Source organism: Alteromonas sp. W364 (assembly GCF_031846205.1).
Lineage (GTDB): Bacteria > Pseudomonadota > Gammaproteobacteria > Enterobacterales > Alteromonadaceae > Glaciecola > Glaciecola blandensis.
Genome location: NZ_JAVRID010000007.1, coordinates 77,867 through 104,567, shown reverse-complemented (window position 1 = coordinate 104,567; position 26,701 = coordinate 77,867). Strand labels below are relative to the sequence as shown.

Here is a 26,701-nt window from a genome sequence, read left to right as displayed (position 1 = left end):
TAAGCTTCTATTTTTGTTTCTCACTAACTACAGGCTGGCCATATTTGGGTGAGCGAGGACCATACAACAAACCATTATAGCTTTCCGCATTCAACAAACGTGCGTTTGCAATTGCAGCGATATCAAAACCACGATCGACAACTGTTTCGATAATTTGGTTCACCGCAGCTTCAACAAGCATGCCGATCAATCCACCACCACTGTTACCTCTCGTCTCAGCGCTAGAAGCAGTAGCTGCATTCTGCCAGAGGACTGCTCCAGAGCGTAAATCCACTAATTTTGCAGATACTGTAACGACAGTGTCACTCGATACGATGACGTAGCTGGTCCCGTAATTTTCGATAGTCATATACAGTGCAGTATCAGCACCAAAGATTTCATATAGTTTTTGATACGGAACCGCGTGCACATCATTTGCTACAGTCAAGCCATTGTTCTTAAAGGTTTCATTCACAATGGCAATTGGGAAAGTATAAAAACCAGATTCAGAAATAGGTGCGGCAACTTGTGACATTACGCTGTAGCCAGCGACGACTTCTTGTGAATTGTTAATTGGCGGAAGAACAACAACCGATTTTGGATCTGCAAGTCGAAACTCTGAATAGTCATACGCTGGGGGCGGACTTACACAGCCTGATAAAATAGCTGTACCAATGACCATAATCGCTAAATATAATGTCTTCATTTTGCATCACTTCCTTGTAATTGAGCCAATAGATAATCGAGATATTTGCTTGATTCTGGAAACAAAGATTTTTCGATTTCAAATTGTTCAATACCACCAGAGGTATTGCCTGACTCAAAATACAACATACCTAAATGCGCGTGGAAACCTGGCGCTAGAGGTAAACCTGTCGAACTAGCGTTTTGCATCGTTTGTTCCATAAGTAAAATTTGTTCACTGATACTTAAATCATCAGCTTTTAAATAAGAATAAACAGCCTCAGCTTGTTCACCGTGATAATATAAAGGCTTAGGCGCCGTTACGCAGGCACTGAGCGATGCAGCAGTTGTTAACAATAACAACAGTCGTTGAATTTGTTTCATTTTTACAGGCTCCAATTCCCAGATTCTAATCCATTCACTAGGTTATTGACCGCCTCTCTGACTGCCAAATCTAATACTTTTCCGTTTAAGGTTGAGTCGTAACCAGCTGTGCTACCAAAGCCGATAACTTCTCGCTCTGATAAGCTATATTCACCCGCACCTTGCACTGAATAAACAAGCTCAGAAGTTGTCACATCAACAATATTAAGAGTGATTTTAGCATATGCAATTTGCGATTTTCCCTTGCCTAACAGACCAAACAGTTGCTTGTCACCTATATCCTTTCGGCCAAACTCAGTTACATCACCAGTAACCACAAACTTTGCACCTGAAAGATTTTGCGTGGCGCCAGTCAGTTTTGATTCTGATGCTAATAAAGCCATGTTGTCTCTGTCTAAAACTACAAAGCGATTTGTCTGTTGAAGGTGACCCATCAATGTCGTCTTAGCTTGACTGCCCAGTCGATCGGTTCCAGATGAAAAAATGCCATTTTGAAAGCTAGAACGATTAACAAATGTACCAACAACAATTTTGTTTTTCACGCCACTATAACTAGTGTTGTAACTAGCGACTTTAGGCGTTTCAATCACTTGAGAACTGGTTGATGCACAGCCAGAGGTAACAATAGATATTGCGACAGCCGCACAAACTAGTACTGTTTGTTTTATATATTTATATTCCACGATATTTCCTTGTGTTGTTTTTGAAAATTTCAAAATTCAGTATTCCAGTCGAAAGTCTAGAAGCTAGTATTAAATAAAGCAATCAAAACTAGCTAAAAGGAAGATATGAATTGAAGGCGTGGTGATAAGATAAGGGCTTAACTTTACGCTGCTTCAGCGATAAGCTCGTTGATGATCGCAAAAGCTTGTTCCACTTGAATACTATCCAAACAAGATATGTACATTTTGCTGTTGTCAGAATTTTTCCGTTTTTATAGATAATATCAAGATCGTATCTGCCGCTTTCATACCTCAACAAGCAACTAGATAAAGCGTTAAAACTTAGATCTTGTGCCTTTGGCATTTTTAACACCTTAGCCTCAAGATCAAACAGTAAATATGTTGGGTTAGTCCCTATTTTCCAAGCTTGATACACGAGAAAAGAAATGCCCAGAGGGATAGAAGCTATAGCGAAGATCAATAGTATCCCATCTCGTTTGCTTCCACTAAAAAGCGATTGATTAGCTTGTACTATTAAGCCAACGATGATAACAAATAAGGCAAAATAGATATTTCTCAACAGCGTTTTTTTAAACAACTTTACCTGCTTCGGATTAAAACTCTCGATGTTCAAAATCTCAAAACCCTAGCCATATTAGTTATCCTTCTTATTGATTCAGATATATATTGAATAGATCAGAATGCTCGGTTACTCTTTCTGACCTCGCCGTAAATCGTTTTTAGTATAGCGCTCTTGTTGTCATTAGCAATTGGCTGAGGCATAGACAGGATCTTCTCGGCAAGAATGAATAGCGTAAATTGCAATGTTGTGGAATTTGCCTTAACACGAGTTCGGCAATAGGAGAATTAACCAAAGTGATGTCAGTTTTTCGCACGGTTATCATCTTTATCATTATCTCAAGTGCAATGCTTGCGGGTGAAGTGAGCGCGCATACAAATGAAATAAACACTGATATTAAGCTCGTTAATGAGCAACTCCACCTTTTCTCTGATGCGTCTAGTGAAATGACGATTAACGAAGCAATAATAGCGTTTCAGAAGCAACAATTTTCGCATAATAGCGAGACTCAAGTCAGCTTTGGATTTACTCAAGATACACTATGGGCAGTACTGCCAGTCATTAACACTAGCAAAAATGATGACAGCCTAGTCATTAAAATTGATAACGCTTGGTTGGATGAAGTTGATGTTTATTATGTTCACAATAAGCAAATACTTCAAGAGGCGGCTATTGGAGATTCTGTACCGTTCACTAAACGGCCAATTTCACGACGTATGCCAGCGGTAGCATATGACTTCCCTCCAGGGCAAACAGACGTATATTTTCGCGTTCATTCAAAAGATCCTTTAACGCTTCCTATTTATATTGGTTCGGAACAAAGCCATGTTGGCACAGCATCAATAAACGCCTATTTCTATGGTGCACTTTATGGCATTTTGGGCATTCTGTTTATTTATAACATTGCCTTATTCAGTTATTTAAAAGAATTAAAATACCTATTGTATTCACTTTACTTGCTGGCATTCACAGCTTTTAACTACACTTATACAGGGCATGGGTTTTGGATATTGTGGCCAGAGTCTGTCGGGTTACAGCAGCTTCTTATGCCAACCTTGATGTTTGCCTATTTGTTTTCTGGCGTGCTTTTCACATTGGAATTTCTGAATACTCGCACCTATTTACCATCACTGTATGCATTTAGGTATAAACTTTATGGTGCCCTTTTGATACTGGCGCTTGGCCTCTTGATAATAGATGACCGCTCCATTGCAATAATGGCTCAGTTAATCATCTTAACGACATTATCGATCTGGATGCTGGTTATTGGCTATTATTCCTATAAAAGCGGCAACCCATTGGCAATGTTTTTCGTGCCTGCGGTGATTATGGGTACCGGTGGAGCAACCATCTCCAGCCTTGCTACTTGGGGAGTCATTCCTTATTCACAGTGGGCATTCCGAGGCATTGAAATTGGTATGCTTTTAGAAATGTCACTATTATCAATCTCTCTAGGGTTTAACTTTAAGTTGGCTCAAGAAGCCAGGAAGAGCGCTGAAATTAACGCTCGGCTTGACCAACTGACAAATCTTTACAATCGACGTGCCTTTTCCGATTTAGTTCACCCTTTATGGGAATTAGGTAAACGTAACAAAACACCTATGGCAATTATTCTCATCGACTTAGATTGGTTTAAGCGAATTAACGATGAATATGGCCACGCTACTGGCGATGAAGTTCTTGAAGAGGTTGGTAAAGAGCTAAAGAAACGATTGCGAGAGTCCGATATTCCATTGCGCTGGGGAGGCGAAGAATTTCTCATCTTCTTGCCCAACACAAACACCCGTGAGGCTCATCAACTTGCAGACAAACTGCGCGAACATTTCGATTCAAAGAATATAACGCCAGAGCATAAAGTTACATTGAGTATTGGTGTCGTTAGTGCACTTCCACATTCGGTTGAACTCGACAAACTAATCGGTCTTGCAGATGAAGCTTTGTATCAAGCCAAGCAGAACGGCCGCAACTGTGTAGTTTCATTAGACTAGATTCTGGACACATTGCTAACGCCTTGAGTTTCATGCTGCAAGTAAACCAAATATCTAAGCTTGAATAGGCAACTCCAAACGTAAAAAACACTGCTCAGTGGGCAGAAAATGATTTTCTTTTACAACATTGAAACCCGCATTCAGGTAACAGTTTAGTGCTGCCGTATTACCTTTTTCAACATCTAGCACCAACGCTAACTTTTTCATCTTCTGTGCTTTGCGTTTTGCAAAAGCAATAAGGGAAGTGGCTAAGCCAAGATTTCTAGCACTCGGAATAATGGCTAAGTGCCCTAAGCATAGCTGATCTTTAGTTGGGCTTGTAAAACAGAGGTCTAGTGCTTCTCGATTGATCAGTAGGTGGCCAAGTTGCTTGACATCGAAAAAGCCCTTCAACGCCTCTAAGGTCTGATATTGAAATACGTCAGACATAGGTGAATACCATGTTGTGCATGCACCTAGCAGCACATCAGACTCGTGATTATTTGCATCACTCACTCCCCAATGTCTACTTGCGCTAAATTGGCCATCGGCTCGGGCGCAAGCATAGCGAAGGAATGATAGGCAGTGTTCTTCACCACCGAACAGGTAGCTAAGCAGGATGGGCTCAGATTGAAAAACCAATGCAGCAAGCTGTTCAGCTTCCGCTGGCTTGCAGGGTTGAATAATAAAATCGCAATCAGCCATTGTTAAGTAACAAGGGAACGTCTACTTTCAGTTCTTCCATGTCACTGATGGCGAGTTGGCCAGGTTCCATTTTTGGCTTAAAGCGTCCAACCACGTTGCCGTCAGGATTTATGACCACAATAGATGCACTATGATCGACAAGATAATTTGGATTGTCAGTGCTTTCGCTCATTGAATACATCATTCCCATACTTCTTACCAAGGGAAAAAGTTGGTCGTGAGATCCCGTACTTGCAAGAAAATCAGGATTAAAATAGTTAACGTATTCATTTAACCTTTCAACAGTATCGCGTTTGGGATCAACGGATAGAAACCATATTTGTAGAGAAGTAGACGTCACATTTTCTTGTAATTCAGGATATATTTTATTCACTTCAGCCAAGGTGACAGGACAAATGTCTGGGCAGAAGGTATACCCCACAAATGCTAAGGTCCAAGAGCCCTTTAAGTCGCTATTGGTCATCTTTTCATTTGTGTGACTGGTAAGCTCGAAGTCGGCTAGCGCTCTGGCTTGAGGATACCAACTCATATGTTGAGTTTGCTCGCTCAGCGGCTTTTCCATGCTGGAAGGCGGCGCGATAGTAATCGCTAAATAAATACCGAGAATTAACGACAGGACAGCAACAATGCCAACCAATTTATTTTGGTTCATGAGAATAGTATCCAACACATAATGAAAAGAGGCCTACTCAGTAGACCTAAATATTTAATAGAAGTTTACAAAGGAATGTAGTGATCAGCTAGTAATACCACAAATAAAATCATTAGATGTAAAATGGAAAACTTAAATGTGTCCATTGCAGTAGACGCTTCAGGTCTATATTTCAGCTTAATCGCGAAATACATAAAACCAGCGTTGAGAATAGTAGAGCCAATCAAATAGATGAGCCCGCTCATATCCACTAAATAAGGTAATGCACACACTAAGCAGAGCAAGACCGTATAGAGTAATACACACGTTTTAGTGAATTCGATTCCATGAGTAACAGGCAACATGGGTATCTCTGCTTTTGCATAGTCTTTTTCGCGATGAATAGCCAAAGCCCAGAAATGGGGTGGCGTCCAAGTGAAAACAATCAACACCAACAAGAGTGCATACGCGTGTATCTCACCGGTAACGGCTACCCAACCCAAAAGCGGAGGAGCGGCTCCAGCTAAGCCACCTATGACAATATTTTGTGGCGTTGCACGTTTTAAATAAGACGTATAAATCACTGCATAACCGACTAAACTAGCCAAAGTTAACCAAGCTGTTAGCATATTTACAAATGCAGCTAAGCTCACAAAGCCGATCGCACCAATCACGAAGGCAAACACTAAAGCTCGTTGGGGAGATACTTTCCCTTTCGCCACTGGGCGATTAAAAGTACGTGCCATCACACTATCAATTTTATGGTCAACAACATGATTAATAACAGCTGCTGAAGACGACAATAAACCAATGCCCAACATGCCAAAGATTAAGACCTGCAAGTCTATCCAAGTTGATGTGGCTAAGCACATACCAACCAAGGCGGTCAGTAAAAGTAGCATTACCACGCGGGGCTTTGTCATTTCATAATAGTCACGCCAAGTGGCTTGATTGCGAATAGCTTTCGAAGCGATAGCTTGTTGACCCATGTGCTTCTCCTAGAAAATTTTACTTCATAAATCACTTTTATATTTTTGTTGTGATGAGTGATTTACCACTATGTTTAACTGTTTTAGACAGCCGTCAATACTTGCGATACATGGTGTAAGACATCATTATCATTACCAGCAACAAACATGCAGCCACCGCGTTATGCATTGTCGCCACAACCAATGGCAAGCTATAAACAACGTTACTAACACCAAGAATAATTTGTAAGCCCAGCACTAAAGTCATCGTTACGGCTAGGCGTTTCATCAAACCCGACGAGGATTTTTTGTAAACCGCGATAGCGAACCAACACAGATATAAAAATGTGATAATAGCCCCAATTCTGTGCATAACATGCATCGTGACCTTTTCTTCAGGGCTATGTACACCGAATTCATAGTTTTCAGCTTCGGGAACACTAAAGGCTCCACTGATGTCCATCTGGCTAAACCAATCTCCCTGACAGATTGGAAGTTCGACACAGGACACTGATGCGTAATTTGCACTAGTCCAGCCGCCTAATGCAATCTGCCAAACTAAGATAAGTATTCCAATAAGGCTAAATTTGGCGAGCTTTCTGATTTGCGAGTCACCACCCGGAATACGATATGGAGTGAGGCGCAAATACAATAGAAACAGACAAGAGAGAACGGTAAAACCACCCAACAAATGCCCCATTACCACTACAGGTAATAGATTTAAGGTAACTGTCCACATGCCCAGCGCACCTTGAAAGCACACCAAGCAAAATATCACGAAGGGAAGTTTTATCGGGACATTCTTCCCTCTCAGTCGCTTAACGAGAGCGCTAAGGAAAATGACCAAAATAAGAAAGCCCAAGCCAGCAGCAAAGTAGCGATGGATCATTTCATTCCAAGCTTTCTCAGCTTCAACCGGACGCTCAGGGAACGCTTGATTCGCGCGTTCTACTAACTCTTCCGTTTGCGGAACAAGCAAGGTGCCATAACATCCTGGCCAATCAGGACATCCAAGCCCTGCGTCCGTTAGACGTGTATAAGCGCCTAGGACAATAACAACTAGTGCCAAAAAAATGCTAGCCAGCACTAACTTCTTCATTATTCTTTTATCCTGTTCTAGCCGATGCGCGACAATTTCAGTAATTTGCGTAGGTCTGCCAATATGTCACGGCTGTCCATAATTGCTTGGTCTCGTTCAAGCGTGATGTCGTATCGCAATACTACATTTCCGAGTGTATCTATAATGAAAATACCATCATTGCCGACCTGTTTAAACAATTTATTAACACTTTCTGAATCTAAATTTAACAGCTTGCCATATTCTTTGGAAACTACGTTTGCTACTGCTTTCGTATCGCTGTTTTCCGTAGCGATAAAAACTGCGTCTACCCTATCCATTTCACGCCCAACAGCCTTCCTTACCTGGCTAATACTAAATACCGCATTCTCACAAGCAACATCGCAACTTTCAGGGATGACGTAAGACAAACGCCAATGCGGTTCCTCACTGGTGTCTACAAATACGCTACTAGCATCAATAATAGGGTCGAGTAACTGTCCTCTGTTTGTAGCACCTTTATTAAACCAATCATTATCAAGCGCTAATTTGGCAAGAACAACGGGAAGAATGAAAACGACAATAAGCGCTAGGGCAGTGAATTTCGTTTTCTTCGATGATGAGTTTTTTGCTTGCATCTTATGTCTCTTTATTATTTTTAGAATGGAGGAGTTTCATTAAACTCAATAAGTAAATAGTTAAGGCTGCAATACCTAAACCAAACCATTGAGCGGCATAACCCAAATGTTTTTCTGGTGCCATCACGACCGGTTGCCACTCTCTGACAAACTCGGTTTGCGGGTTTTTATCAATATTGATAATAAACGGAAGCAGACTTTTGTCACCGCTTAATTGCAGGTGTTCTGCAGCTTTTGCTAAGTCTAGTTGCTGTAGTAATGCGGGAAATTCGCCGAATGAGATGTTTGTTTCCGATACCATGGCGTTATTCGACGGGTACTTCACTACGCCGCGAAACACGTTATTTGTACCAGCGATTAACGCTAGATCTGCCTGGGGAATGTTTGGCAACTCTCCTCTGATTCCTGAACCACGTAACCAACCTAAATTAGCTAGAACAAAAGTGGGATCAGACGACGCTCCTTTGCTTATTTGGCTTGAAAGGTCGCTATTAAGCTTTATTGGAACAACAACTTCAAAACCGACTCGGCCTTCGTTAATTTTATTATCGATGTAAAACAGCTTGTCTATGTTTGCTTCGCCGATGACTTGAACAGGGTAATCTTGAATATCTTCTGTTTGTGATGTTGTACTCTCTTCTCCCGCGATCAACATCAATTCAGATAGCGTATAAGCTTCGCTTGTTCGTCGTTCTTCGATTTGGGCAAGACGCACGTCTTTTTCAGCTTTTCTATCCAATTGCCAGATACCTAAGCCAAACATAATGACAACACATACCAAAGTGATTAAGGTAGGTATTATAGGTAATTTACGGAGCCACATATTCGTTAATAAACCTTTGAAAATTCTTTTTGCCCCGCAAAAGAAAGAATAAAAATAATAGGAGCGAGTGCATGTTAGTTGTGAAAATTGTCATTGGTGCTTTGTTGATCTTTATGGTGGTCAGCTTGTTCAAAGCTATGGTGATCATGTTGAAAAACAAACAAGATGAAAATATGAGTAAATATATTGGTAGACGAGTACTTGCTTCGGCGCTCATCATTGGCATTATTTTGCTTGGTGTTGCAACGGGATTGATTAAACCGAATCTTTCACCTTATCAACAGCAGGCTACTCAAACGGAGTAGCCCATTGTTGTTTATTTACTCAACAATGTCAGTAGCTTATATTCTTAAAGAATATAGACAAAAAAGAATAACATTACCCACACTACGTCAACAAAATGCCAATACCAACTACCCGCTTGGAAAGCAAAGTGTTCTTTCGGCGTAAAGTGCCCCTTCAATACTCTAAAAAACAACACAATGAGTATTATTGTTCCCAAGGTAACATGCATTCCATGGAAGCCTGTTAACAAGAAGAAAGTGTTTCCGTAGACGCCTGAATCGAGCGTGAGGTCGAGATCACGATAAGCGTGAATGTATTCTTGCACTTGCAAACCCAAGAAAATACAACCCAATAGGATAGTAATTCCTAACCATACGGTTAGCTGTGTTCTTTTGTCTTTTTCTAGCCCTACGTGTGCAAAGTGCAGTGTTACTGAGGACGCTAGTAATAAGGCCGTATTGATTAATGGCAGTCCAGTCCAAGGCATAGCTTGCGTTGAAGGTTCACCTGTTGTTATCGCATCAGCAGGCGTAACAAGAAGAGGCCATGTGGCTTCGAAACCGTTCCATAACACTTCGTTGGTGCTGACATTATTTGATGCCCCGCCTAGCCATGGGATCGCGATCGCTCTGGCATAAAACAATGCACCAAAGAAAGCCGCAAAGAACATAACTTCAGAGAAAATGAACCAGGCCATACCCTGACGGTAAGATCGGCCCAACTGAGCGCTATACAAGCCACTCATTGATTCGTCGATTTGGTTTTTAAACCAACCTGTGATCATGATAAGCAATAACGCTAAACCGGCTAGCAGAACATAAAAACCAAAGCCTTCCGTTCCATTGCTATTTTCGATTACAAAATTACCAGCGCCAACTGCTATTAGAAACAAAGCCACTGCGCCCACGATGGGCCATATACTTTGTTCGGGCACATAGTATTTTTCGTATTGTTCTTGAGCCATTTTATTCTCCATTAGCTGTATTCATTGCTACTTCAACAGCGGGTTGTACCTTTGCAGATATGTCATAAAGGGTATATTGCAAAGTAAAAACACTTATATCTTTGGGCAATTGTGGGTCAACGTAGAATTTCATCGGCATGATGGCTTCTTCGCCTGATTTCAAAGGTTGATGTTTAAAACAAAAACACTCTGTTTTATTCACGTAGAGCGCAGCCGTACCAGGTGACACGGATGGAATTGCTTGAGCAATAATGTCGCGGTCTGATGGGTTTCGTACGTAAAATTCGACTTCACCCATTTCGCCAGGATGCACACGCACTACAGCTGTTTGTGCTTTGAACTCCCAAGGCATTCCAGAGTGGGTACGGGTAATAAACTCTACCTTAATAGTGCGCGATTCATCGATCACTACCGACTCATACACAGCCGCTTGATCCGATGGCTTACCGTTGATACCGGTTAAGTCACAGAACACATCGTACAGAGGCACTAATGCGAAGCTGAAACCCAACATACAAACAACAACTAATACCAAGCGCTTTACTGTTTTCGCATTTTCAGCTGCCATTTCAGCGCGCGTTTTGGGCGCCGTAGACGCATCAGCACTACTTGCTTCAGCGTCTCTAGCCGTGTCATTAAGCGATTTATCTTCAGGATTCATCGTCTCAACTACCGTTTCTTATTTCACTACCGGCGGCGTTTCAAACGTATGGTAAGGTGCAGGTGACGGGATTTCCCATTCTAAACCTTCAGCCCCTTCCCAAACTTGGTCGCTAACAGGCTCACCTTGTTTCTTACATGCCTTGATAAGCAATACTAAGAAAATAAGCTGAGATAATCCGAAGGCGAAACCACCGATACTGATCCACTTATTGAAATCTGCGAATTGAAGCGCATAGTCAGGAATACGACGAGGCATACCTGCTAGACCCACAAAATGCATAGGGAAAAACAACACGTTTACAGAAATTAGTGAGCACCAGAAATGCCACTTAGCTAAAGTCACGTCAAACATCTTACCCGTCCATTTCGGTAGCCAATAATAGACAGCCGCCATGATAGAGAAGACCGCACCTGTAACCAGTACGTAATGGAAGTGAGCAACAACAAAGTAGGTATCGTGATACTGGAAGTCGACAGGTGTAATGGCCAACATCAAGCCAGACAAGCCGCCAATCGTAAACAGCACGATAAAGGCAATAGCAAACATCATTGGCACTTCAAACGTTAATGAGCCGCGCCACATTGTCGCTACCCAGTTAAAGACTTTCACGCCTGTAGGCACCGATATCAACATGGTCGCGAACATGAAGAACATTTCCGCGGCCACTGGCATTCCGGTGGTAAACATGTGATGCGCCCAAACGATGAACGAAAGAAGCGCGATCGAAGCGGTTGCATACACCATAGAGGCGTAACCAAAAAGTTTTTTACGCGAAAAGGTAGGCACAATCGCGGAGATGATACCGAAAGCAGGTAAAATCATAATGTATACTTCTGGGTGACCAAAGAACCAGAAAATATGCTGGAACATCACTGGGTCACCACCACCGGCAGCGTCAAAGAAGCTTGTTCCGAAGTATTTGTCGGTCAGTACCATCGTAACCGCACCGGCTAAGACTGGCATAACAGCAATAAGTAAAAACGCCGTAATCAACCACGTCCATACGAACAGCGGCATCTTCATGTACGTCATGCCTGGAGCACGCATATTTAAGATGGTAACGACAACGTTAATCGCGCCCATGATTGAGGAAATACCCATAATATGCACAGAGAACACAAACAAGGCAGTGCTGTCGTTACTATATTGAGTAGATAAAGGCGCATAGAAGGTCCAACCGAAGCCAGGGCCACCGCCTTCCATAAATAGCGATGAAAGCAGAATTAAAAAGGCAAATGGCAGTATCCAGAAGCTCCAGTTATTCATGCGAGGTAAAGCCATATCCGGCGCACCTATCATCATTGGTACCAACCAGTTTGCAAGGCCGGTAAAGGCAGGCATAACTGCACCAAAGACCATAATTAACCCATGCACTGTTGTCATTTGGTTGAAGAAATCAGGTGAAACAATTTGCTGTCCTGGTTGGAAGAGCTCTGCGCGAATAACCATCGCCATTGCACCACCCACGAGGAACATAATGAATGCGAACCACAAATACAATGTACCTATGTCTTTGTGGTTAGTCGTAAACAACCAACGGGTTATCCCTGTTGGAATATGATGCTCATGATGATGGTCGTCGTGTGCGCCATCACTAGCAGCGTGAGTGTCTTGGCTATCTTTTACTGTATCTGTACTCATCGTGATGACCTCCTATTGACCGTTTATCACAGCGTTGACGTCTTTAGCTTGCACCATGTCGCCAGTGTTGTTGCCCCAAGCATTACGCTCGTAAGTCACTACCGCCGCAATCTCAGACATACTCAACTGCTTACCAAACGCAGGCATGTTGTTTTTGCCGTTGATGATGTAATCAATGTGCGCTGGAATGTTTTGCTTCTCTAATGCAATCGCGCTGCCTTTCAAAGCAGGGAATGTGGGTGGAAGACCTTCACCGTTTGGTTGGTGGCAAGCGACACAGGCAATGTTGTAAACCTTCTCACCTTGGGTCATTAGCTCTTCCATACTCATATTCATCGCAAGTAAACGTTGTTCTTCTTCTTTTGCACGTATGGCAGCTAACTCTTGCTCTTTTATCCACGCGTCGTATTCTGCCGGCTCTTTTGCAATGACTACCACCGGCATAAAGCCATGGTCTTTTCCGCATAGCTCTGCACATGCACCACGGTAAATACCAGGTTCGTTAACATTCGCCCATGCTTCATTGATAAAACCAGGGTTAGCATCTTTCTTAATTGCAAAATCAGGCACAAACCATGAATGAATTACATCATCTGAAGTAATTAGGAATCTCACTTTTTTGCCCGTAGGGATGACTAAAGGTCGGTCAACTTCAAGAAGATAATTTTCACCTTTAGGAAACTTATTTTGAATTTGCTCTCGCTGAGTGGCCAGCAAAGAAAAGAATTCAACATCTGGGTTTTCTTGGTACTTGTAATGCCACTTCCACTGGGAGCCAGTGACTAGTATAGTAATATCTGCTTCGCTGGTATCCTCCATCGCCATTAAGGTTTTCGCCGCGGGCCAAGCCATAGCAATAAGGATAATGAAAGGGATTACTGTCCAAAGCACCTCAACCTTTACATTCTCGTGAAAGTTCGCTGGCTTAGCGCCCACTGACTTGCGATGAACTATCATGGAATAGAACATAACGCCGAATACCAAGGCACCAATGACTACACAAATCCAGAACATTAGCATATGTAAATCATATACTTGTGCACTGATATCGGTAACGCCTTCGCGTAAGTTAATATCTGATCGTTCCGCAGCAGTCGTCGCGATTGCCGGATTGCTAAGCGCCAGCATAGCGCCTACTAGCAACGTTGAAATTCGCTTCACTCTGATACTCCTTTGCATAACAACATTAGAGCGCTCAATTTTTACACTCCAATGTAAAGGTTTTGTTATTATTTTTAATGATATGTAAATCAATGCCTAATGATTAAACAAAGTCCCTACTTAGTCTAGTGTTTTTTTGCAATTTGAATGAATATGGTTATTCCCTATTTGCTTAATGCGCAATAAATAAACAATAAAGAATTGATAAGTAACTCAAGCAGAGACGGAATTAATGAAGAGGGAAGAAGCGATTGATTTATTTAAAAAAACCCAAGAACCGGCTGAAAGCGGTGCTTGGGTTAGTTGGGTATATGTCGAGTAGAAAGAAGAGTTAACTCATGTTTACATCCAATCAGAGTTACGAATAACACCAACTGCAATACCTTCTATATTGAATGGTTGTGAAGCTAAATCGACTTTAATCGGTGAGAAAGCGTCGTTTTCTGCATGTAGTAGTACTTGGCTTCCGCGTTTTTCAAACCGTTTTACCGTAACATCCTCATCAACACGAGCGACGACAACCTGACCGTTATGAATATCAGTTGTTCTGTGAACCGCTAATATATCGCCGTCGAGAATACCGATGTCTTTCATACTCATGCCATCGACTCTAAGCAAAAAGTCGGCGCTTGGCTTGAACAAATCTGGGTCGACTTTGTAATGACACTCTACATGTTCTGTTGCTAGGATGGGTTCACCCGCTGCAACACGACCAATTAACGGTAAACCTTCTTCCACTTCATCTTCAAGTGCACAATTCAGTTTAATACCGCGCGAAGTACCCGGCATAATTTCAATCACGCCTTTTTTCGCCAGTGCTTTTAGATGCTCTTCCGCTGCGTTAGCAGATTTAAAGCCTAAATTTCGTGCAATTTCTGCGCGAGTTGGGGGCATACCCGTGTCGATCATGGTGCTTTTGATTAGGTCGAGCACTTCTTGTTGTCTTGGAGTTAGTGGACGCATAAACAGCCTGTTTTTCTATACAGTTAGGTGTAAGTATATACAGGATCGAATAAATGGCAATCATCAATTTGTCTTTTGTTACGTTTGTTTTTCAAGGAATTAATATAAATTATCGCTGTCATGTTATTATTGTCAGGTTAATTTTTATATTAGGAAGAATACATGAGTGGCGTACGCGCTTTTTTGCGAAAGCTTTTTACACTGCCAATTCGCTGGCTAATTTCAGTGAAGAGTGTGCCTACTAACATCGAGTCAGAGCTCGGTATTGATAAAAAGAAGCCCCTTTTATACTTAATTCAAACTGAATCGATTACCGATTTAGTTGCCTTGCAATTGTCAGCTGCAGGCTTAGGTTTACCCAATCCCATATCGCCCATAGGGTTCTTAGGTGAGGAGCATAAGCGCTGCTATTATATCAATCGTCCTCAAAGCCTATTTTCCCGAAAAGTAAAGAAAACATCTATTGAAGACGTATTTACAAAAATGTTTCTATTACATAGAGAAAATCCCGAACTAGACTTGCAGGTTGTGCCTGTATCAATATCTTGGGGTCGCTCAGCAGGCAAAGAGTCCTCCGGATTCGCGCAATTACTTGCTGATAGAGCATCGCCAAGCTGGTTACGAAAGCTATTCATTTTACTATTCTTAGGTCGTGACAACATCGTTAGTTACAGTAAAGCTGTGTCCACTAAACAGATGGCCCAATTACATGGCTCTAACCAAAAGATATCTCAGAAGCTAGTACGAGTAGCGAGGACTCACTTTCAGCGAAAACGTCAAGCAATGTCAGGCCCAACGCTTTTAGAACGCTCGACTCTATACAATTCACTTCTCGGTGCCGACTCTATTCAATTGGCCATGCAAGAAGAAGTCAGACAAAAAAACATCAGCCCTGATGAAGCAAAGAAAAAAGCCTTAGCTTATATTGATGAAGTTGCGGCCGACTATCGCGAAGGTCTCATTCGTATAGGCGATAGAGTGCTTGGGCGTATCTGGAATAAAATATATAACGGCATACATGTCGGACACGCTCATCGCGTGCGAGAACTGGCTCAAAACGGCCACGAGATCATTTATGTACCGTGTCATCGCTCACATATGGATTACCTATTATTAACCTATGTTATTTATCATGAGGGCCTAGTGACTCCGCATATCGCTGCAGGTATTAATCTAAACTTTTGGCCAGTGGGTAAGATATTTAGACGTTGTGGTGCGTTTTTTCTACGTCGCAGTTTTGCCGGTAACAAACTCTATACCGCTGTGTTTAGAGAATACCTAGAATTGCTATTTAACAAAGGCTATTCAGTTAAGTACTACCCGGAGGGCGGGCGCTCGAGAACAGGTCGCTTGCTACCACCAAAGACCGGCATGCTTGCAATGACCTTACAAGCCGCCTTAAAAGGTATCAATCGTCCAGTCTCAATTGTCCCTGTTTATCTGGGCTATGAGCACGTTATGGAAGTAAAAAGTTACCAAAAAGAATTGAAAGGCAAGTCGAAGAAAAAAGAATCGCCAACACAAGTTTTCTCTGCCATTCGTAAGTTGAAAAATTATGGTCAGGGCTTCGTAAACTTCGGCGAGCCACTACTTATTAATCAATTCTTAGATGAGAACGTGAAAGAGTGGCGCGATGTTAATGTGGATGATCCAGATAAAAAACCAACGTGGTTAACGCCTGCCGTGAACAAGCTTGCAGATACTATTATGACGCGAATCAATCGTGCCGCGGCATTGAATGGTACAGCTTTAGTAGCGCTATGTTTGCTATCGTCAAAAACCCAGATCATGAGCGAGTCAGAATTAACTCGCGCTATCAGTGACTACCTCGAACTTCTTAAAAACGCACCGTTTAGCGGCGACTTCACCATGCCAGACGAAGACGCTATCGAGTTGGTTCAAACAACACTGGCCCTAAAGCGTTTTGAACAGTCGGAAGATGAGTACGGCAAACTCGTTGCGACAAAGCCTGACAATGCAGTATTACTCACCTATTACCGTAATAACATCATGCATGTTTTTGCTTTGCCTAGTTTAATTATGGCGGTTATTTTCAGTGCTAAGAAAAAAGAAAAAGCCGCAATCATATCAATCGTTGAACGCATGTATCCCTTGCTGAAACGCGAGTTCTTCATGCATTTGTCATTAGAGCAAGCGAGTGAGTATGCCGACACATTGATATCACAGATGAAAGCCCAAGGCTTGTTAGTACAAAGTGGCCGCTACTTAGCGCCACCAGCTTCCAGCGACGATAGTTTCCATTCTGCGTGGTTACTCAGCCGAGCAATGCAAGAAACTTGGCAACGCTACGCAGTTGTACTCAGTGTGCTTGAGAAAGAGAAGTCACTCGGCCGTACTCAACTTGAGAAACAGAGCTGTGTTATTGCCGAACGTCTTTCAACCCTTTATGGCATGAGTTCACCTGAGTTCTACGACAAGAACGTATTGGGAAGTTTCGTGAATGCCCTACGAGAAAATAAGCTGCTCACCACACTTGATGATGGCACGCTTGAATTCTCAGAAGACAGTTTAGCCATGAAAGAAGTGATTAACGAGTTGGTTTGGCCGGAAATAGTGCAGCATTTGGAAAAGATCTGAGGCTTGTCATTCCTGCGAAGGTATGTCATTCCTGCGAAGGTATGTCATTCCTGCGAAGCTTTGTCATTCCTGCGAAGCTTTGTCATTCCTGCGAAGGTATGTCATTCCTGCGAAGGCAGGAATCTAGGTCCCCGCCTTCGCGGGAATGACGGTAGTAAGCGGGAATGACAGTAGTAAGTGGGAGTGACCATAGTGGGCAGGGATCTAGGTCCCCGCCTTCGCGGGGACGACGGTAGTAAGCGGGGACGACGGCAGTAGGCTGGAATGACGGTAGTAGGCTGGAATGACGGAAAGACAATAAGGCTAGGAATGACCCACAAATTTGACAAAATAAAGCCATTTAGTAATGCCGAATTAAGCACTGTGTTGCAAAGGCTAGCGAATAAGAAAGACTTCATCATGACCTTGGTTAAATTCAAGTTTGCGAAATGGCCAAGGGCAAGCTACCCATTGCTAAGCCTGATAACGAAAATGTTTATCAAGCGTAAATTCGCAGATATAAATTCGCTCTCAGAATTTCAAATTCTAGTCGAACCATACATGCGTCGTATGATAAAAAAGACGTGCGCAGAGCTCACGGTCTCGGGCTTAGATACGCTCGGTTTAAGCAAACCCTGTCTATTTGTCAGTAACCACCGAGACATCGCTTTAGATCCTGCTTTCGTTAATTGGGTTTTACATATTAATGGTCAAGATACCGTGCGCATTGCTGTTGGCGATAATTTACTACACAAAGACTGGGTTGCTGACCTCATCAGACTGAATAAATGCTTTGTTGTTGAGCGGTCAGTGGAGGGCAGGCGTGAGAAACTCGCAGCCGCAAAACTGCTCAGTGAGTATATTGAACACACCCTTAAAAATGACCGCCAACATATCTGGATTGCTCAGCGTGAGGGAAGAGCTAAAGACGGTATCGACCTAACTAATCCCGCTATCGTCTCAATGCTGAGTTTAAATAAGCCAAAGGATATGTCATTTGGTGATTATATTAGAGACTTGAGAATTGTGCCTGTGTCACTCTCCTATGAATTTGATCCTTGCGATATTCACAAAGCGAAAGAGCTGTATCAAGCAGAGCAAGAAGGGAAATATGACAAGCCAGATAATGAGGACATGCAAAGTATTGTAAGTGGTATTACTGGTCAAAAAGGTAAAGTACATGTCCACTTTGGTAAGCTCGTTGGCGGCGACTTTGAGAATGCGAAACAAGTCGCTAGCTATATCGATAAGGAAGTACTACATGGCCTACGTATTTATCCAACATCGATAGAAGCAGCGCGATTACTCGGTCGCCAAGATATGAGGGCTTCCAGTCAAAACGCTGAAATGGCGCATGCATATTTATTAGAGAGACTTGCAAGATTGAGCGACGCCGAGCAACGTAAACTATTATTGATGTACGCTAACCCTCTCATCCGCAAACAGGAACAAAACACTGAAACAGCTTAGGAAAGTCTTTGCGTAAACTACCACTCGACACTATCGCACTTATCGCTGTTTGCGCAGGTTATTTGATAGCACCTATGGGTATGGCTGCGGTAAACGTCGCCATACCAGCACTTGCCGAAGACCTTCAAGCAAATGCGATAAAGGTAGCATGGCTGCCTACTCTATATATTTTAAGCAATGTAGCTTTAATGCTTCCCTTCGGCAAAATTGCCGACAATTACGGCCGTAAACGAATATATGTATGGGGACTTGCACTTAACGCCATAGCGGCGGGAATGTGCGCAATTGCTACGAATATCGATTGGATTTTGTTTTGGCGTTTCATACAGGGCGCTTCTGGCGCAATGATATTTGGAACCGGAGTCGCAATTATCACAGCCGTTGCGCCCTCAAACAAACGGGGAACGGCACTGGGCATTGTTGCTTCATGTGTATATATCGGCCTTACTTTGGCACCCGCATTGGGTGGTTGGTTGACCGAACTGCTAGGCTGGCGTTCGGTATTTTATTTCCAAATTCCTTTGGTTGTTGCTCTTCTAGTGTATATCAAAGTTTATTTGCCTGGTGATTGGAAGAATGACCACCACTCTCGCTTTGATTGGATCGGTTCGGCCATATTCATTCTATTTTCTTGCTCTCTGGTTTACGGGTTCAGCAAGCTTCCGAGTGTCTTAGGCATTGGACTGCTGGGTGTTGCTGTTTTAAGTTTATTAGGCTTTATTCAACACCAGCGCTATGTAAAGCAGCCGCTTATTCGCGTACAAATGTTCAAAGAGAGCCGTGTATTTAGCCTTTCACTCTCAACCTCACTACTCATGTATGCTAGCAACTTCGCCATCATCTTCTTGCTAAGCTTATATCTACAATATGTGAACGGTTTAAGCCCTGCCGAAGCTGGCCAGATACTTCTATTGCAAGCGCTTTGCATGGCAATCGTTGCGCCTTTTGCAGGCAAGCTTTCAGACCGATTCCAGCCCCGTATCGTCGCTACTTCTGGTTGTTTTATAGTGGCGTGTGGCTTCATTATGCTTAATCAAATTGACGTGAATAGCCAGCCTGCATTTATTGGCGCAGGTTTAGCGTTGGTAGGCTTAGGTTTTGGCTTATTCTCCACCCCAAATAACAGTGCAATTATGGGTGCAGTCAACGAGCAAGAAGTGGGTGTTGCATCCGCCTCTATGAACCTATCTCGCACTATTGGGAACTTAGTGGGAATGAGCCTAGTGAACCTGATGATGCACCATTACATCGGTGACGCAACTTTCACCCCAGAACAAAACCCAGCATTAATGCTGACGGTTTCCTTAGCACTCAAAATGTCTTTAAGTTTTGTCGTCATTGCGTGCTTATTTTCGGCGGTGCGGGGAAGACAATAAAGTTTGTATGGATGGAGAAGAAAAGGCCTACGACGCTTAGTTTGCATGATAGGCCTTATTTTATTTGCTATTTTTTGATTCTACGCACTAATAATACGCCAAAACCTAACACCAAAAGCGCAAATACAGATGGCGCTGAAACATCTTGAGTTAGAGTCAATGAACCTCGTATTGCAGAGTTGCTATCAAAATTGTCTCCACCAAAAGTGAAACTAATTACGTCTCCCGCATTTACGTTATCGAATGTATAAACGCCGGAATAATCGAACCCATTGGAAGGCGTCGAGCAACAATTACTTGGGCCTGCATTTACCAACACGTCGCTTAAGCTGGTTCTTAGGAAAGCTGTAACATTGAAGAATGCGTGGAATCCCTTAAAGTTCCAATCAAACGTATAATCTCCGCTATCTACTACTGTAGCAGAAGCAATGAATGTTACTGGATCTCCAGCTAATCTAGTGCTGTTATACGCTAAATTCCACGAGTTAAACTGTGTCTGAGTAGCAGTAGGAGAGTCCGGACCCGAAACGGTCCAACCTGTGATGAGTGACGCATTTGCTCCCGCACTAATTAATAATAACGCAAAGGATGCACAAATTAATTTAAATTTAGTCATAATTATCTCTTTTTTGTTGGCCCTAACTGGGTACGTTTAACATTTATGCAACATTCAAGCCTTTAGTATTTATAGCCTAAAGTTCATATACTTAGTGAGAGTAACTCAAATTTTCCTATCTAAAATTTCAAAAAGTGTAAAAAAACTTGTCACCGTAATCGAAAGTTATCCAGCAATTGGTATATGTTTTGCTACGCTTATTAGATACAAAAACCAACTGTCCATATCTAGGTAGCCAACATGACAATACAGAAAAAGTTTTTCTACTACGTAGCATCTGTTATTTGTATTTTTACAATTATACTGGCGGTGATTAGTGCTATAGAACAAGCTAGTCAGACGCGAGCAGATATAGACTCAGAGGTTTCAAAGCAAACCAAACATGTACTTGATGTACTAGATACCACTGACGAAATTATGGCGAAGCGCGTGCAGAATAGCATGCGACTGCTCCAAAAAATGGGCAAAGAGCTAGGTGCGGCTACCCAACAAGGACAGGTTCAGGTGAACGGAGTGGTAGCAAACAACTTATTTTTGGGTGATAGCGGCCAAGGCAACAACTTTACTCTCGTTGATGAACTGACAAATATTATGGATGGTACGGCAACAATCTTCAGTAAGACCGGAAGCGACTACATAAGAATTGCCACCAATGTAATAAAAGATGACCAGCGAGCAATTGGCACAAAGCTCAGTCCAAGCGGCAAAGCAATTGTGAATATCAACGGAGGTAAACCTTTTTATGGACAAGTAGATATTCTAGGCAAACCCTATTTGACAGGGTATGCGCCTTTACAAAACCCAAATGGAGACACCATTGGGATTTGGTATGTTGGTTACTCAGCCGACCTCAAAGTGATTCAAAGTATCATTGAATCAGGCCGAATATTGGAACAAGGATTTGTCGTTTTACTTGACGCAAAAAGGCAAGTTCGTGCCCATTCAAACCACATGAAAATTGATTCTGTTAAACAAGCAATGTCTAGTCCTGATGATTGGGAACTAACGACTATTGACTACAAGAAATGGGGTTATCAGGTAATTATTGGAGCAAGCAAATCAGAAATTTCTTCTAATGTATTATCAAGTGTCTTTGGGGCAATTTTAAGGCAACTCATTTTAGGGCTCCTCGTCTTAGGAACAGTATATTTACTGCTAAATAAAATTGTCGGACAGCGAATAGCAAATTACATCGACTCTATAAACGAGATAGCTTCAGGACGCAGTGACTTGAGCCTCAGATTCAGTGAGGATGAAAAGGACGAGTTTGGTGAGATGGCCAAAGGTCTCAATCGCTTATTTGAGAAAGTACAGTTGACCATCACGGAAGTACAAACCATTTCAAATTCACTCATTGAAAAAACACTAGCACTAAATGAATTAGCTACGGCTACTCACTCTTCTGTAAAAACACTAAGTACTGAGGCTGTCAACATGGCTGACTCAGCAACTGAGTTAGAGCGACAAGCAGTTATCGTTGAGGAGAACACCAATAAAGCTGACGAAGCCGCTATTAGCGCCGATAAAGAAACGAATTTAAGCGTTAGTACCCTCGCAAAAACCATTGCAGATATTCAAACACAAGCGTCCAATACTGAAAGTTCTGTTTCTGTCATTGAAGAGTTGGCTCGCTCCAGTGAAGAAATAAGTGGCGTAATGGATGTCATTAGAAACATTGCTGAGCAGACTAACCTGCTCGCGTTAAATGCTGCTATTGAGGCAGCAAGAGCGGGTGAGCAAGGAAGAGGCTTTGCTGTTGTTGCTGATGAAGTTCGTTCGTTAGCAAGCAGAACACAAACATCAACAGAAGAAATACGGGTAATGATCGAAAAACTTCAAGCTGGCAGCAAAGAAGCCTCAACTGCAATGGCTGCCAACAAAACATCAGCCATGGAAACCGTAGAATCGACAACCAAAACAGGTGAAGTACTGCAACAAGCCCTAAAAGCCGTTGATGAAATCAAGTTATTGAATAGCGCAACAGCTGAAATGACAAGTCGGCAAAAACAAGTCTCAATTGACATCAAACAAGGCATCGACCGAGTTAATGTCATTAGCAATCAAAACAACGTAAGTGCTAATGAAATGAAGATTATGTGTGATGAGCTCTCTAGTCTCGTTGGCGATATGCGTAACTTATTGGATGTTTATAAGGTGTAACAATTTGCCTTGATTTGAGTTTGGGATTCCTGCCTTCGCAGGAATGACGAATTTCGCAGGAATGACGAATTTCGCAGGAATGACGAATTTCGCAGGAATGACGCTGTAGTGTTGGAATGACGAGCAACACTGCAATGAAGAACATCGTAGGATTAAGCCTACTCTTGCCCTGATAAGAAAAGTTTATAAGCTAAGTTATCTTGGTGTTCATGCACATCAAAACCTAGTTCCGCCACATGCCCATCAAACAAACTACGCTTGTTATCGTCAATATCGAACCCTGCTAATACTAAGCCTTCTGCAGCCCCATGATTTCGATAGTGAAACAACGTAATATTCCACTCTTCCCCTAACCCCTCTAAGAATCGCATTAGTGCGCCTGGATACTCTGGGAAAGCGAATGAAAAAATATGCTCATTAATCTGGCTTTGTGGTTTACCACCCACCATATGTCGAACATGCAATTTGGCAAGTTCGTTATCTGACATATCAAAACACTCGTAACCGTTTTTATTGAGCTTCTTCAATAAGCTTTGTAACTCAGCATTGCCTCTTTTTAACTTCACACCTACAAAAATATTAGCCTGTTCGCCCTTTGCATAGCGGTAGTTGAACTCTGTAATGGTGATACCACCTAACATGGCACAAAAAGCCTTAAATGCGCCTTTTGTTTCTGGGATTTTTACAGCGAAAACAGCCTCTTTTTGCTCACCTAACTCACAACGTTCAGACACATAACGCAAGGTATGGAAGTTAATATTCGCGCCACACAATATACCGCCAATGACTGCACCTTGAAGCTTGTACTGTTTGGTGTACTTGCGAATAGCCGCAATGGATAGAGCGCCAGCAGGTTCAGCAATCACTCTTGTATCATCAAAAATATCTTTAATAGCCGCGCAAATTTCATCGTTGCTTACCGTTATGACATCATCAAGATGCTCTTGGCAGATGCGAAAAGGTTCGCTGCCAATCGTTTTTACCGCCACACCGTCAGCAAAAATTCCCACGGTTGGCAGAGTGACAGGCTCACCTTTTTCCAACGCTGCACTTAAACAGGCAGATTCCACTGATTCGACACCAATAATTTTGATATCCGGACGAAGCTGCTTGATATAAATTGCAACGCCAGCCGCAAGTCCACCGCCACCGACAGCAACAAATAAGTATTCAAGGTTGGGGTTTTTCTCAAGCATTTCTTTAGCAATAGTGCCTTGCCCTGCAATCACGTCAGGATGGTCGAATGGCGGGATCATAGAATATCCATGCTCCTTGCATAACACCTTCGCCATATCGCTTGCTTGGTCGAAGCTCGTTCCATACTGCACTACGTTAACGTTTGCGCCACCAAAGCGTTTTACCGCATCCACTTTGATATCGGGTGTTGTTTCTGGCATTACGATCGTTGCTTTAATCTTTAGTGCTCGAGCGGCATATGCTACGCCTTGAGCATGATTGCCAGCTGATGCGGCTACCACTCCCGCTTGCTTTTTCTCATCGCTAAGCTGGCGAATACAATTATAAGCACCGCGAATCTTAAACGACTTCACTGGCTGCTGATCTTCTCGCTTTAAATAAACACGATTTTTCAGCTCACTGGAAAGCTTTGTCATGTAGTCTAAGTCACTGTTTACAGCGGCTTCGTATACGGGTGCTGACAAGATCTTAGTGAGATATTGATACGCATTTTGGTCAACTTCAGTCACAAAGGCTCCCTAGATCTTGGCATGATTTAACGGTAAAACAATTCTGCATTAGTATTCCAATTTTGAAGGATCGCGAACTGCGCCTTTGTCAGCACTGGTCGCTAACATAGCGAAGACTTTCAAAGCGGTTGTGACTTCGCGCTTGCGATCAACTGGTTTCCATGGGTTTGCCGACGCGTTCATAGCGTCACGACGTGCTGTTAATTCAGCTTCATCAACGACCAAGTTCATTGAGCGATTAGGAATATCAATAGCAATTGTGTCACCATTTTCAACTAAGCCTAAGCCACCACCCGAAGCGGCTTCTGGTGAGCAGTGACCAATAGATAAACCCGATGTGCCACCAGAGAAGCGCCCATCGGTGATCAGAGCGCACTCTTTCCCCAAGCCTTTGGACTTCAAATAAGAGGTCGGGTACAACATCTCTTGCATACCCGGTCCACCTTTTGGTCCTTCATAGCGAATCACCACTACTTCGCCAGACTTCACTTCATCATTTAGAATCCCTGCCACAGCATCATCTTGGCTTTCATAAACTCGAGCAGGCCCCGTAAACTGATGAATAGACTCGTCAACGCCGGCCGTTTTCACGATACATCCGTCTTCGGCTAAATTACCAAACAACACTGCTAGACCACCTTCTTGGCTATAGGCATTATCGATATTGCGAATACAGCCAGCTTCTCTGTCTATATCCGCGCTTGGGTAGCGGCAATCTTGGCTAAATGCTTTGGTTGTGCGAATACCTGCCGGGCCTGCCTTATAAAACTCCAGTGCCTTTTGGTTCTTCTCGTCGGTAATATCCCAGTCACTGATGACTTCAGACATTGTTTTACCTAAGACATGTGGGTTGTCCCCATGCAGCAAACCCGCTTTGTTCAACTCATTTAAAATGCCCATCACACCACCGGCCCGATGCACATCTTCCATATGATACTGCGGTGTAGCCGGAGCAACTTTGCATAAATGTGGTACTTTGCGAGATAAACGGTCAATGTCGTCCATCGTGAATTCAACTTCACCTTCAATTGCAGCCGCTAGCAAATGCAGAATAGTATTGGTAGAGCCGCCCATCGCAATGTCAAGACTCATGGCATTTTCGAAGGCATTGAAATTTGCAATATTACGCGGAAGAGCTAATGGATCGTTATCACCGTACCAGCGTTTACATAGCTCGACAATTTCAACCCCCGCCTGTTTAAACAAACCCTCACGATCAGCATGTGTTGCTAACATTGAACCATTGCCTGGCAAGGATAAGCCGAGCGCTTCGGTTAAGCAGTTCATTGAATTGGCAGTGAACATGCCTGAACAGGAACCGCAAGTCGGGCAAGCAGAACGTTCAATTTCATCAGAATCTTCCTGTGACACTTTGTCATCCGCAGCCGCCACCATGGCATCAACCAAGTCTAGCTTGATAATTTGATCGCTTAGCTTTGTTTTACCGGCTTCCATTGGGCCACCAGATACAAATACGACTGGAATATTCAGACGCATAGCAGCCATCAGCATTCCGGGGGTGATCTTGTCGCAATTTGAAATACATACGAGTGCATCTGCACAATGAGCATTCGCCATATACTCAACAGAATCTGCAATAATCTCTCGTGATGGCAGACTGTAGAGCATGCCACTGTGACCCATTGCAATGCCATCATCAACAGCGATGGTGTTGAATTCTTTCGCTACACCACCCGCAGCTTCGATACTACGAGCAACTAATTGCCCCATGTCTTTTAGGTGAACATGCCCCGGCACGAATTGGGTGAACGAATTGGAAACGGCAATAATTGGCTTTCCAAAATCACTATCTTTCATTCCCGTCGCTCGCCACAATGCGCGAGCGCCTGCCATATTGCGACCTTGTGTCGTGGTTGCTGAGCGTAACTTAGGCATGTTTGTATCCTCAATCTTTTAGCTAACTAATTTAAAATTTGGTGGGCTTTAAAACAAAAAAACCCTCGCATCAGGAGGGTGATAGGTGCTTGTTAAAAAAGTGTTTGCCACTATTTTAACAACGCGCTGCGCCCTCGCTCTGGC

The 26,701-nt window shown here is 42.9% G+C and carries 24 protein-coding genes; 6 read left to right on the top strand and 18 right to left on the bottom strand.

Annotated elements, in window-relative coordinates:
- Nucleotides 1-7 precede the first annotated feature (7 nt).
- The 4 genes from RM556_RS12490 to RM556_RS12475 all read right to left on the bottom strand — a co-directional run bounded on the left by RM556_RS12490 (nucleotide 8) and on the right by RM556_RS12475 (nucleotide 2,307).
- Complete coding sequence (locus tag RM556_RS12490; RefSeq protein WP_311362480.1) at nucleotides 8-685, bottom strand: DUF799 domain-containing protein; 678 nt, start codon at nucleotides 683-685, stop codon at nucleotides 8-10.
- A complete protein-coding gene (locus RM556_RS12485; protein ID WP_311374734.1) occupies nucleotides 682-1,047 on the bottom strand; it encodes a DUF4810 domain-containing protein in 366 nt (121 codons plus the stop codon). Before RM556_RS12485 ends, RM556_RS12490 begins: the two co-directional genes overlap by 4 nt.
- Nucleotides 1,048-1,049: 2 nt before the next feature.
- On the bottom strand, nucleotides 1,050-1,715 hold the full coding sequence (locus tag RM556_RS12480) for a CsgG/HfaB family protein (protein ID WP_311362647.1): 666 nt from the start codon (nucleotides 1,713-1,715) through the stop codon (nucleotides 1,050-1,052).
- A 103-nt stretch (nucleotides 1,716-1,818) separates the two neighbouring features.
- On the bottom strand, nucleotides 1,819-2,307 hold the full coding sequence (locus RM556_RS12475) for a hypothetical protein (protein ID WP_311374733.1): 489 nt from the start codon (nucleotides 2,305-2,307) through the stop codon (nucleotides 1,819-1,821).
- A gap of 281 nt (nucleotides 2,308-2,588) precedes the next feature.
- Between RM556_RS12475 and RM556_RS12470 the strand changes: the two genes are divergently transcribed.
- Nucleotides 2,589-4,277 (top strand): diguanylate cyclase, encoded by a 1,689-nt coding sequence (locus RM556_RS12470; RefSeq protein ID WP_311374808.1) that lies wholly within the window; start codon nucleotides 2,589-2,591, stop codon nucleotides 4,275-4,277.
- 54 nt (nucleotides 4,278-4,331) lie between these two features.
- Here RM556_RS12470 and RM556_RS12465 read toward each other — a convergent pair whose 3' ends face one another.
- The 6 genes from RM556_RS12465 to RM556_RS12440 form a co-directional block, all read right to left on the bottom strand.
- Nucleotides 4,332-4,961, bottom strand: a complete 630-nt coding sequence (locus RM556_RS12465) for a GNAT family N-acetyltransferase (protein ID WP_311374732.1) — start codon at nucleotides 4,959-4,961, stop codon at nucleotides 4,332-4,334.
- Nucleotides 4,954-5,613, bottom strand: a complete 660-nt coding sequence (locus RM556_RS12460; RefSeq protein WP_311374731.1) for an SCO family protein — start codon at nucleotides 5,611-5,613, stop codon at nucleotides 4,954-4,956. Before RM556_RS12460 ends, RM556_RS12465 begins: the two co-directional genes overlap by 8 nt.
- 65 nt (nucleotides 5,614-5,678) lie before the next feature.
- On the bottom strand, nucleotides 5,679-6,581 hold the full coding sequence (gene cyoE, locus RM556_RS12455; protein WP_311362486.1) for a heme o synthase: 903 nt from the start codon (nucleotides 6,579-6,581) through the stop codon (nucleotides 5,679-5,681).
- 94 nt (nucleotides 6,582-6,675) lie between these two features.
- The gene (locus RM556_RS12450) at nucleotides 6,676-7,659 is read right to left on the bottom strand and encodes a COX15/CtaA family protein (protein ID WP_311362487.1); all 984 of its coding nucleotides are present in this window, start codon (nucleotides 7,657-7,659) and stop codon (nucleotides 6,676-6,678) included.
- A 17-nt stretch (nucleotides 7,660-7,676) separates the two neighbouring features.
- Nucleotides 7,677-8,255, bottom strand: coding sequence for a hypothetical protein (locus RM556_RS12445; protein WP_311362488.1), 579 nt, complete (start codon nucleotides 8,253-8,255; stop codon nucleotides 7,677-7,679).
- A gap of 1 nt (nucleotide 8,256) precedes the next feature.
- Complete coding sequence (locus RM556_RS12440; protein WP_311362489.1) at nucleotides 8,257-9,078, bottom strand: SURF1 family protein; 822 nt, start codon at nucleotides 9,076-9,078, stop codon at nucleotides 8,257-8,259.
- Between the two features lie 71 nt (nucleotides 9,079-9,149).
- Between RM556_RS12440 and RM556_RS12435 the strand changes: the two genes are divergently transcribed.
- Entirely contained in the window at nucleotides 9,150-9,383 is a 234-nt protein-coding gene (locus tag RM556_RS12435; protein WP_311374730.1) for a DUF2909 domain-containing protein, read from the top strand.
- A gap of 44 nt (nucleotides 9,384-9,427) precedes the next feature.
- Here the strand turns inward: RM556_RS12435 and RM556_RS12430 are convergent, their stop codons facing one another.
- The 5 genes from RM556_RS12430 to lexA form a co-directional block, all read right to left on the bottom strand.
- Nucleotides 9,428-10,327 carry a cytochrome c oxidase subunit 3 gene (locus RM556_RS12430; RefSeq protein WP_311362491.1) on the bottom strand — a complete coding sequence of 300 codons (900 nt, stop codon included), beginning with the start codon at nucleotides 10,325-10,327 and terminating at the stop codon, nucleotides 9,428-9,430.
- 1 nt (nucleotide 10,328) lies between these two features.
- Entirely contained in the window at nucleotides 10,329-10,895 is a 567-nt protein-coding gene (locus RM556_RS12425; protein ID WP_311362648.1) for a cytochrome c oxidase assembly protein, read from the bottom strand.
- A 111-nt stretch (nucleotides 10,896-11,006) separates the two neighbouring features.
- Nucleotides 11,007-12,632: a cytochrome c oxidase subunit I gene (gene ctaD / locus RM556_RS12420; RefSeq protein WP_311362492.1), complete on the bottom strand. Its 1,626-nt coding sequence runs from the start codon at nucleotides 12,630-12,632 to the stop codon at nucleotides 11,007-11,009.
- A 12-nt stretch (nucleotides 12,633-12,644) separates the two neighbouring features.
- The gene (gene coxB / locus RM556_RS12415; RefSeq protein ID WP_311362649.1) at nucleotides 12,645-13,760 is read right to left on the bottom strand and encodes a cytochrome c oxidase subunit II; all 1,116 of its coding nucleotides are present in this window, start codon (nucleotides 13,758-13,760) and stop codon (nucleotides 12,645-12,647) included.
- Between the two features lie 375 nt (nucleotides 13,761-14,135).
- Nucleotides 14,136-14,756 (bottom strand): transcriptional repressor LexA, encoded by a 621-nt coding sequence (gene lexA, locus RM556_RS12410; protein WP_311362493.1) that lies wholly within the window; start codon nucleotides 14,754-14,756, stop codon nucleotides 14,136-14,138.
- Between the two features lie 162 nt (nucleotides 14,757-14,918).
- On the opposite strand from lexA, the gene plsB reads away from it, so the two are divergent.
- The 3 genes from plsB (at nucleotide 14,919) to RM556_RS12395 (ending at nucleotide 20,179) form a co-directional block, all read left to right on the top strand.
- Nucleotides 14,919-17,354 carry a glycerol-3-phosphate 1-O-acyltransferase PlsB gene (plsB, locus tag RM556_RS12405; RefSeq protein ID WP_311362494.1) on the top strand — a complete coding sequence of 812 codons (2,436 nt, stop codon included), beginning with the start codon at nucleotides 14,919-14,921 and terminating at the stop codon, nucleotides 17,352-17,354.
- 309 nt (nucleotides 17,355-17,663) lie between these two features.
- Nucleotides 17,664-18,803, top strand: coding sequence for a 1-acyl-sn-glycerol-3-phosphate acyltransferase (locus tag RM556_RS12400; protein ID WP_311374729.1), 1,140 nt, complete (start codon nucleotides 17,664-17,666; stop codon nucleotides 18,801-18,803).
- Between the two features lie 8 nt (nucleotides 18,804-18,811).
- Complete coding sequence (locus RM556_RS12395; RefSeq protein WP_311362496.1) at nucleotides 18,812-20,179, top strand: MFS transporter; 1,368 nt, start codon at nucleotides 18,812-18,814, stop codon at nucleotides 20,177-20,179.
- Between the two features lie 67 nt (nucleotides 20,180-20,246).
- Here the strand turns inward: RM556_RS12395 and RM556_RS12390 are convergent, their stop codons facing one another.
- A complete protein-coding gene (locus RM556_RS12390) occupies nucleotides 20,247-20,795 on the bottom strand; it encodes a hypothetical protein (RefSeq protein WP_311362497.1) in 549 nt (182 codons plus the stop codon).
- A gap of 240 nt (nucleotides 20,796-21,035) precedes the next feature.
- On the opposite strand from RM556_RS12390, the gene RM556_RS12385 reads away from it, so the two are divergent.
- Complete coding sequence (locus RM556_RS12385) at nucleotides 21,036-22,955, top strand: Cache 3/Cache 2 fusion domain-containing protein (protein WP_311374728.1); 1,920 nt, start codon at nucleotides 21,036-21,038, stop codon at nucleotides 22,953-22,955.
- 158 nt (nucleotides 22,956-23,113) lie between these two features.
- On the opposite strand, the gene ilvA is transcribed toward RM556_RS12385, so the two are convergent.
- On the bottom strand, nucleotides 23,114-24,661 hold the full coding sequence (gene ilvA / locus RM556_RS12380; protein ID WP_311374727.1) for a threonine ammonia-lyase, biosynthetic: 1,548 nt from the start codon (nucleotides 24,659-24,661) through the stop codon (nucleotides 23,114-23,116).
- Nucleotides 24,662-24,709: 48 nt separating this feature from the next.
- Nucleotides 24,710-26,557: a dihydroxy-acid dehydratase gene (ilvD, locus tag RM556_RS12375; RefSeq protein WP_311374726.1), complete on the bottom strand. Its 1,848-nt coding sequence runs from the start codon at nucleotides 26,555-26,557 to the stop codon at nucleotides 24,710-24,712.
- Nucleotides 26,558-26,701 lie beyond the last annotated feature (144 nt).

Coding starts and splice junctions, on each gene's coding strand:
- RM556_RS12465 (WP_311374732.1), bottom strand. CDS start 4,961: ATGGCTGATTGCGATTTTATTATTCAACCCTGCAAGCCAGCGGAAGCT.
- RM556_RS12440 (WP_311362489.1), bottom strand. CDS start 9,078: ATGTGGCTCCGTAAATTACCTATAATACCTACCTTAATCACTTTGGTA.
- ilvD (WP_311374726.1), bottom strand. CDS start 26,557: ATGCCTAAGTTACGCTCAGCAACCACGACACAAGGTCGCAATATGGCA.
- RM556_RS12400 (WP_311374729.1), top strand. CDS start 17,664: ATGACCCACAAATTTGACAAAATAAAGCCATTTAGTAATGCCGAATTA.
- RM556_RS12470 (WP_311374808.1), top strand. CDS start 2,589: ATGTCAGTTTTTCGCACGGTTATCATCTTTATCATTATCTCAAGTGCA.
- RM556_RS12430 (WP_311362491.1), bottom strand. CDS start 10,327: ATGGCTCAAGAACAATACGAAAAATACTATGTGCCCGAACAAAGTATA.
- RM556_RS12445 (WP_311362488.1), bottom strand. CDS start 8,255: ATGCAAGCAAAAAACTCATCATCGAAGAAAACGAAATTCACTGCCCTA.
- plsB (WP_311362494.1), top strand. CDS start 14,919: ATGAGTGGCGTACGCGCTTTTTTGCGAAAGCTTTTTACACTGCCAATT.
- cyoE (WP_311362486.1), bottom strand. CDS start 6,581: ATGGGTCAACAAGCTATCGCTTCGAAAGCTATTCGCAATCAAGCCACT.
- RM556_RS12435 (WP_311374730.1), top strand. CDS start 9,150: ATGTTAGTTGTGAAAATTGTCATTGGTGCTTTGTTGATCTTTATGGTG.
- ctaD (WP_311362492.1), bottom strand. CDS start 12,632: ATGAGTACAGATACAGTAAAAGATAGCCAAGACACTCACGCTGCTAGT.
- RM556_RS12450 (WP_311362487.1), bottom strand. CDS start 7,659: ATGAAGAAGTTAGTGCTGGCTAGCATTTTTTTGGCACTAGTTGTTATT.
- RM556_RS12385 (WP_311374728.1), top strand. CDS start 21,036: ATGACAATACAGAAAAAGTTTTTCTACTACGTAGCATCTGTTATTTGT.
- RM556_RS12490 (WP_311362480.1), bottom strand. CDS start 685: ATGAAGACATTATATTTAGCGATTATGGTCATTGGTACAGCTATTTTA.
- lexA (WP_311362493.1), bottom strand. CDS start 14,756: ATGCGTCCACTAACTCCAAGACAACAAGAAGTGCTCGACCTAATCAAA.
- RM556_RS12460 (WP_311374731.1), bottom strand. CDS start 5,613: ATGAACCAAAATAAATTGGTTGGCATTGTTGCTGTCCTGTCGTTAATT.
- RM556_RS12390 (WP_311362497.1), bottom strand. CDS start 20,795: ATGACTAAATTTAAATTAATTTGTGCATCCTTTGCGTTATTATTAATT.
- coxB (WP_311362649.1), bottom strand. CDS start 13,760: ATGCTGGCGCTTAGCAATCCGGCAATCGCGACGACTGCTGCGGAACGA.
- RM556_RS12485 (WP_311374734.1), bottom strand. CDS start 1,047: ATGAAACAAATTCAACGACTGTTGTTATTGTTAACAACTGCTGCATCG.
- RM556_RS12425 (WP_311362648.1), bottom strand. CDS start 10,895: ATGGCAGCTGAAAATGCGAAAACAGTAAAGCGCTTGGTATTAGTTGTT.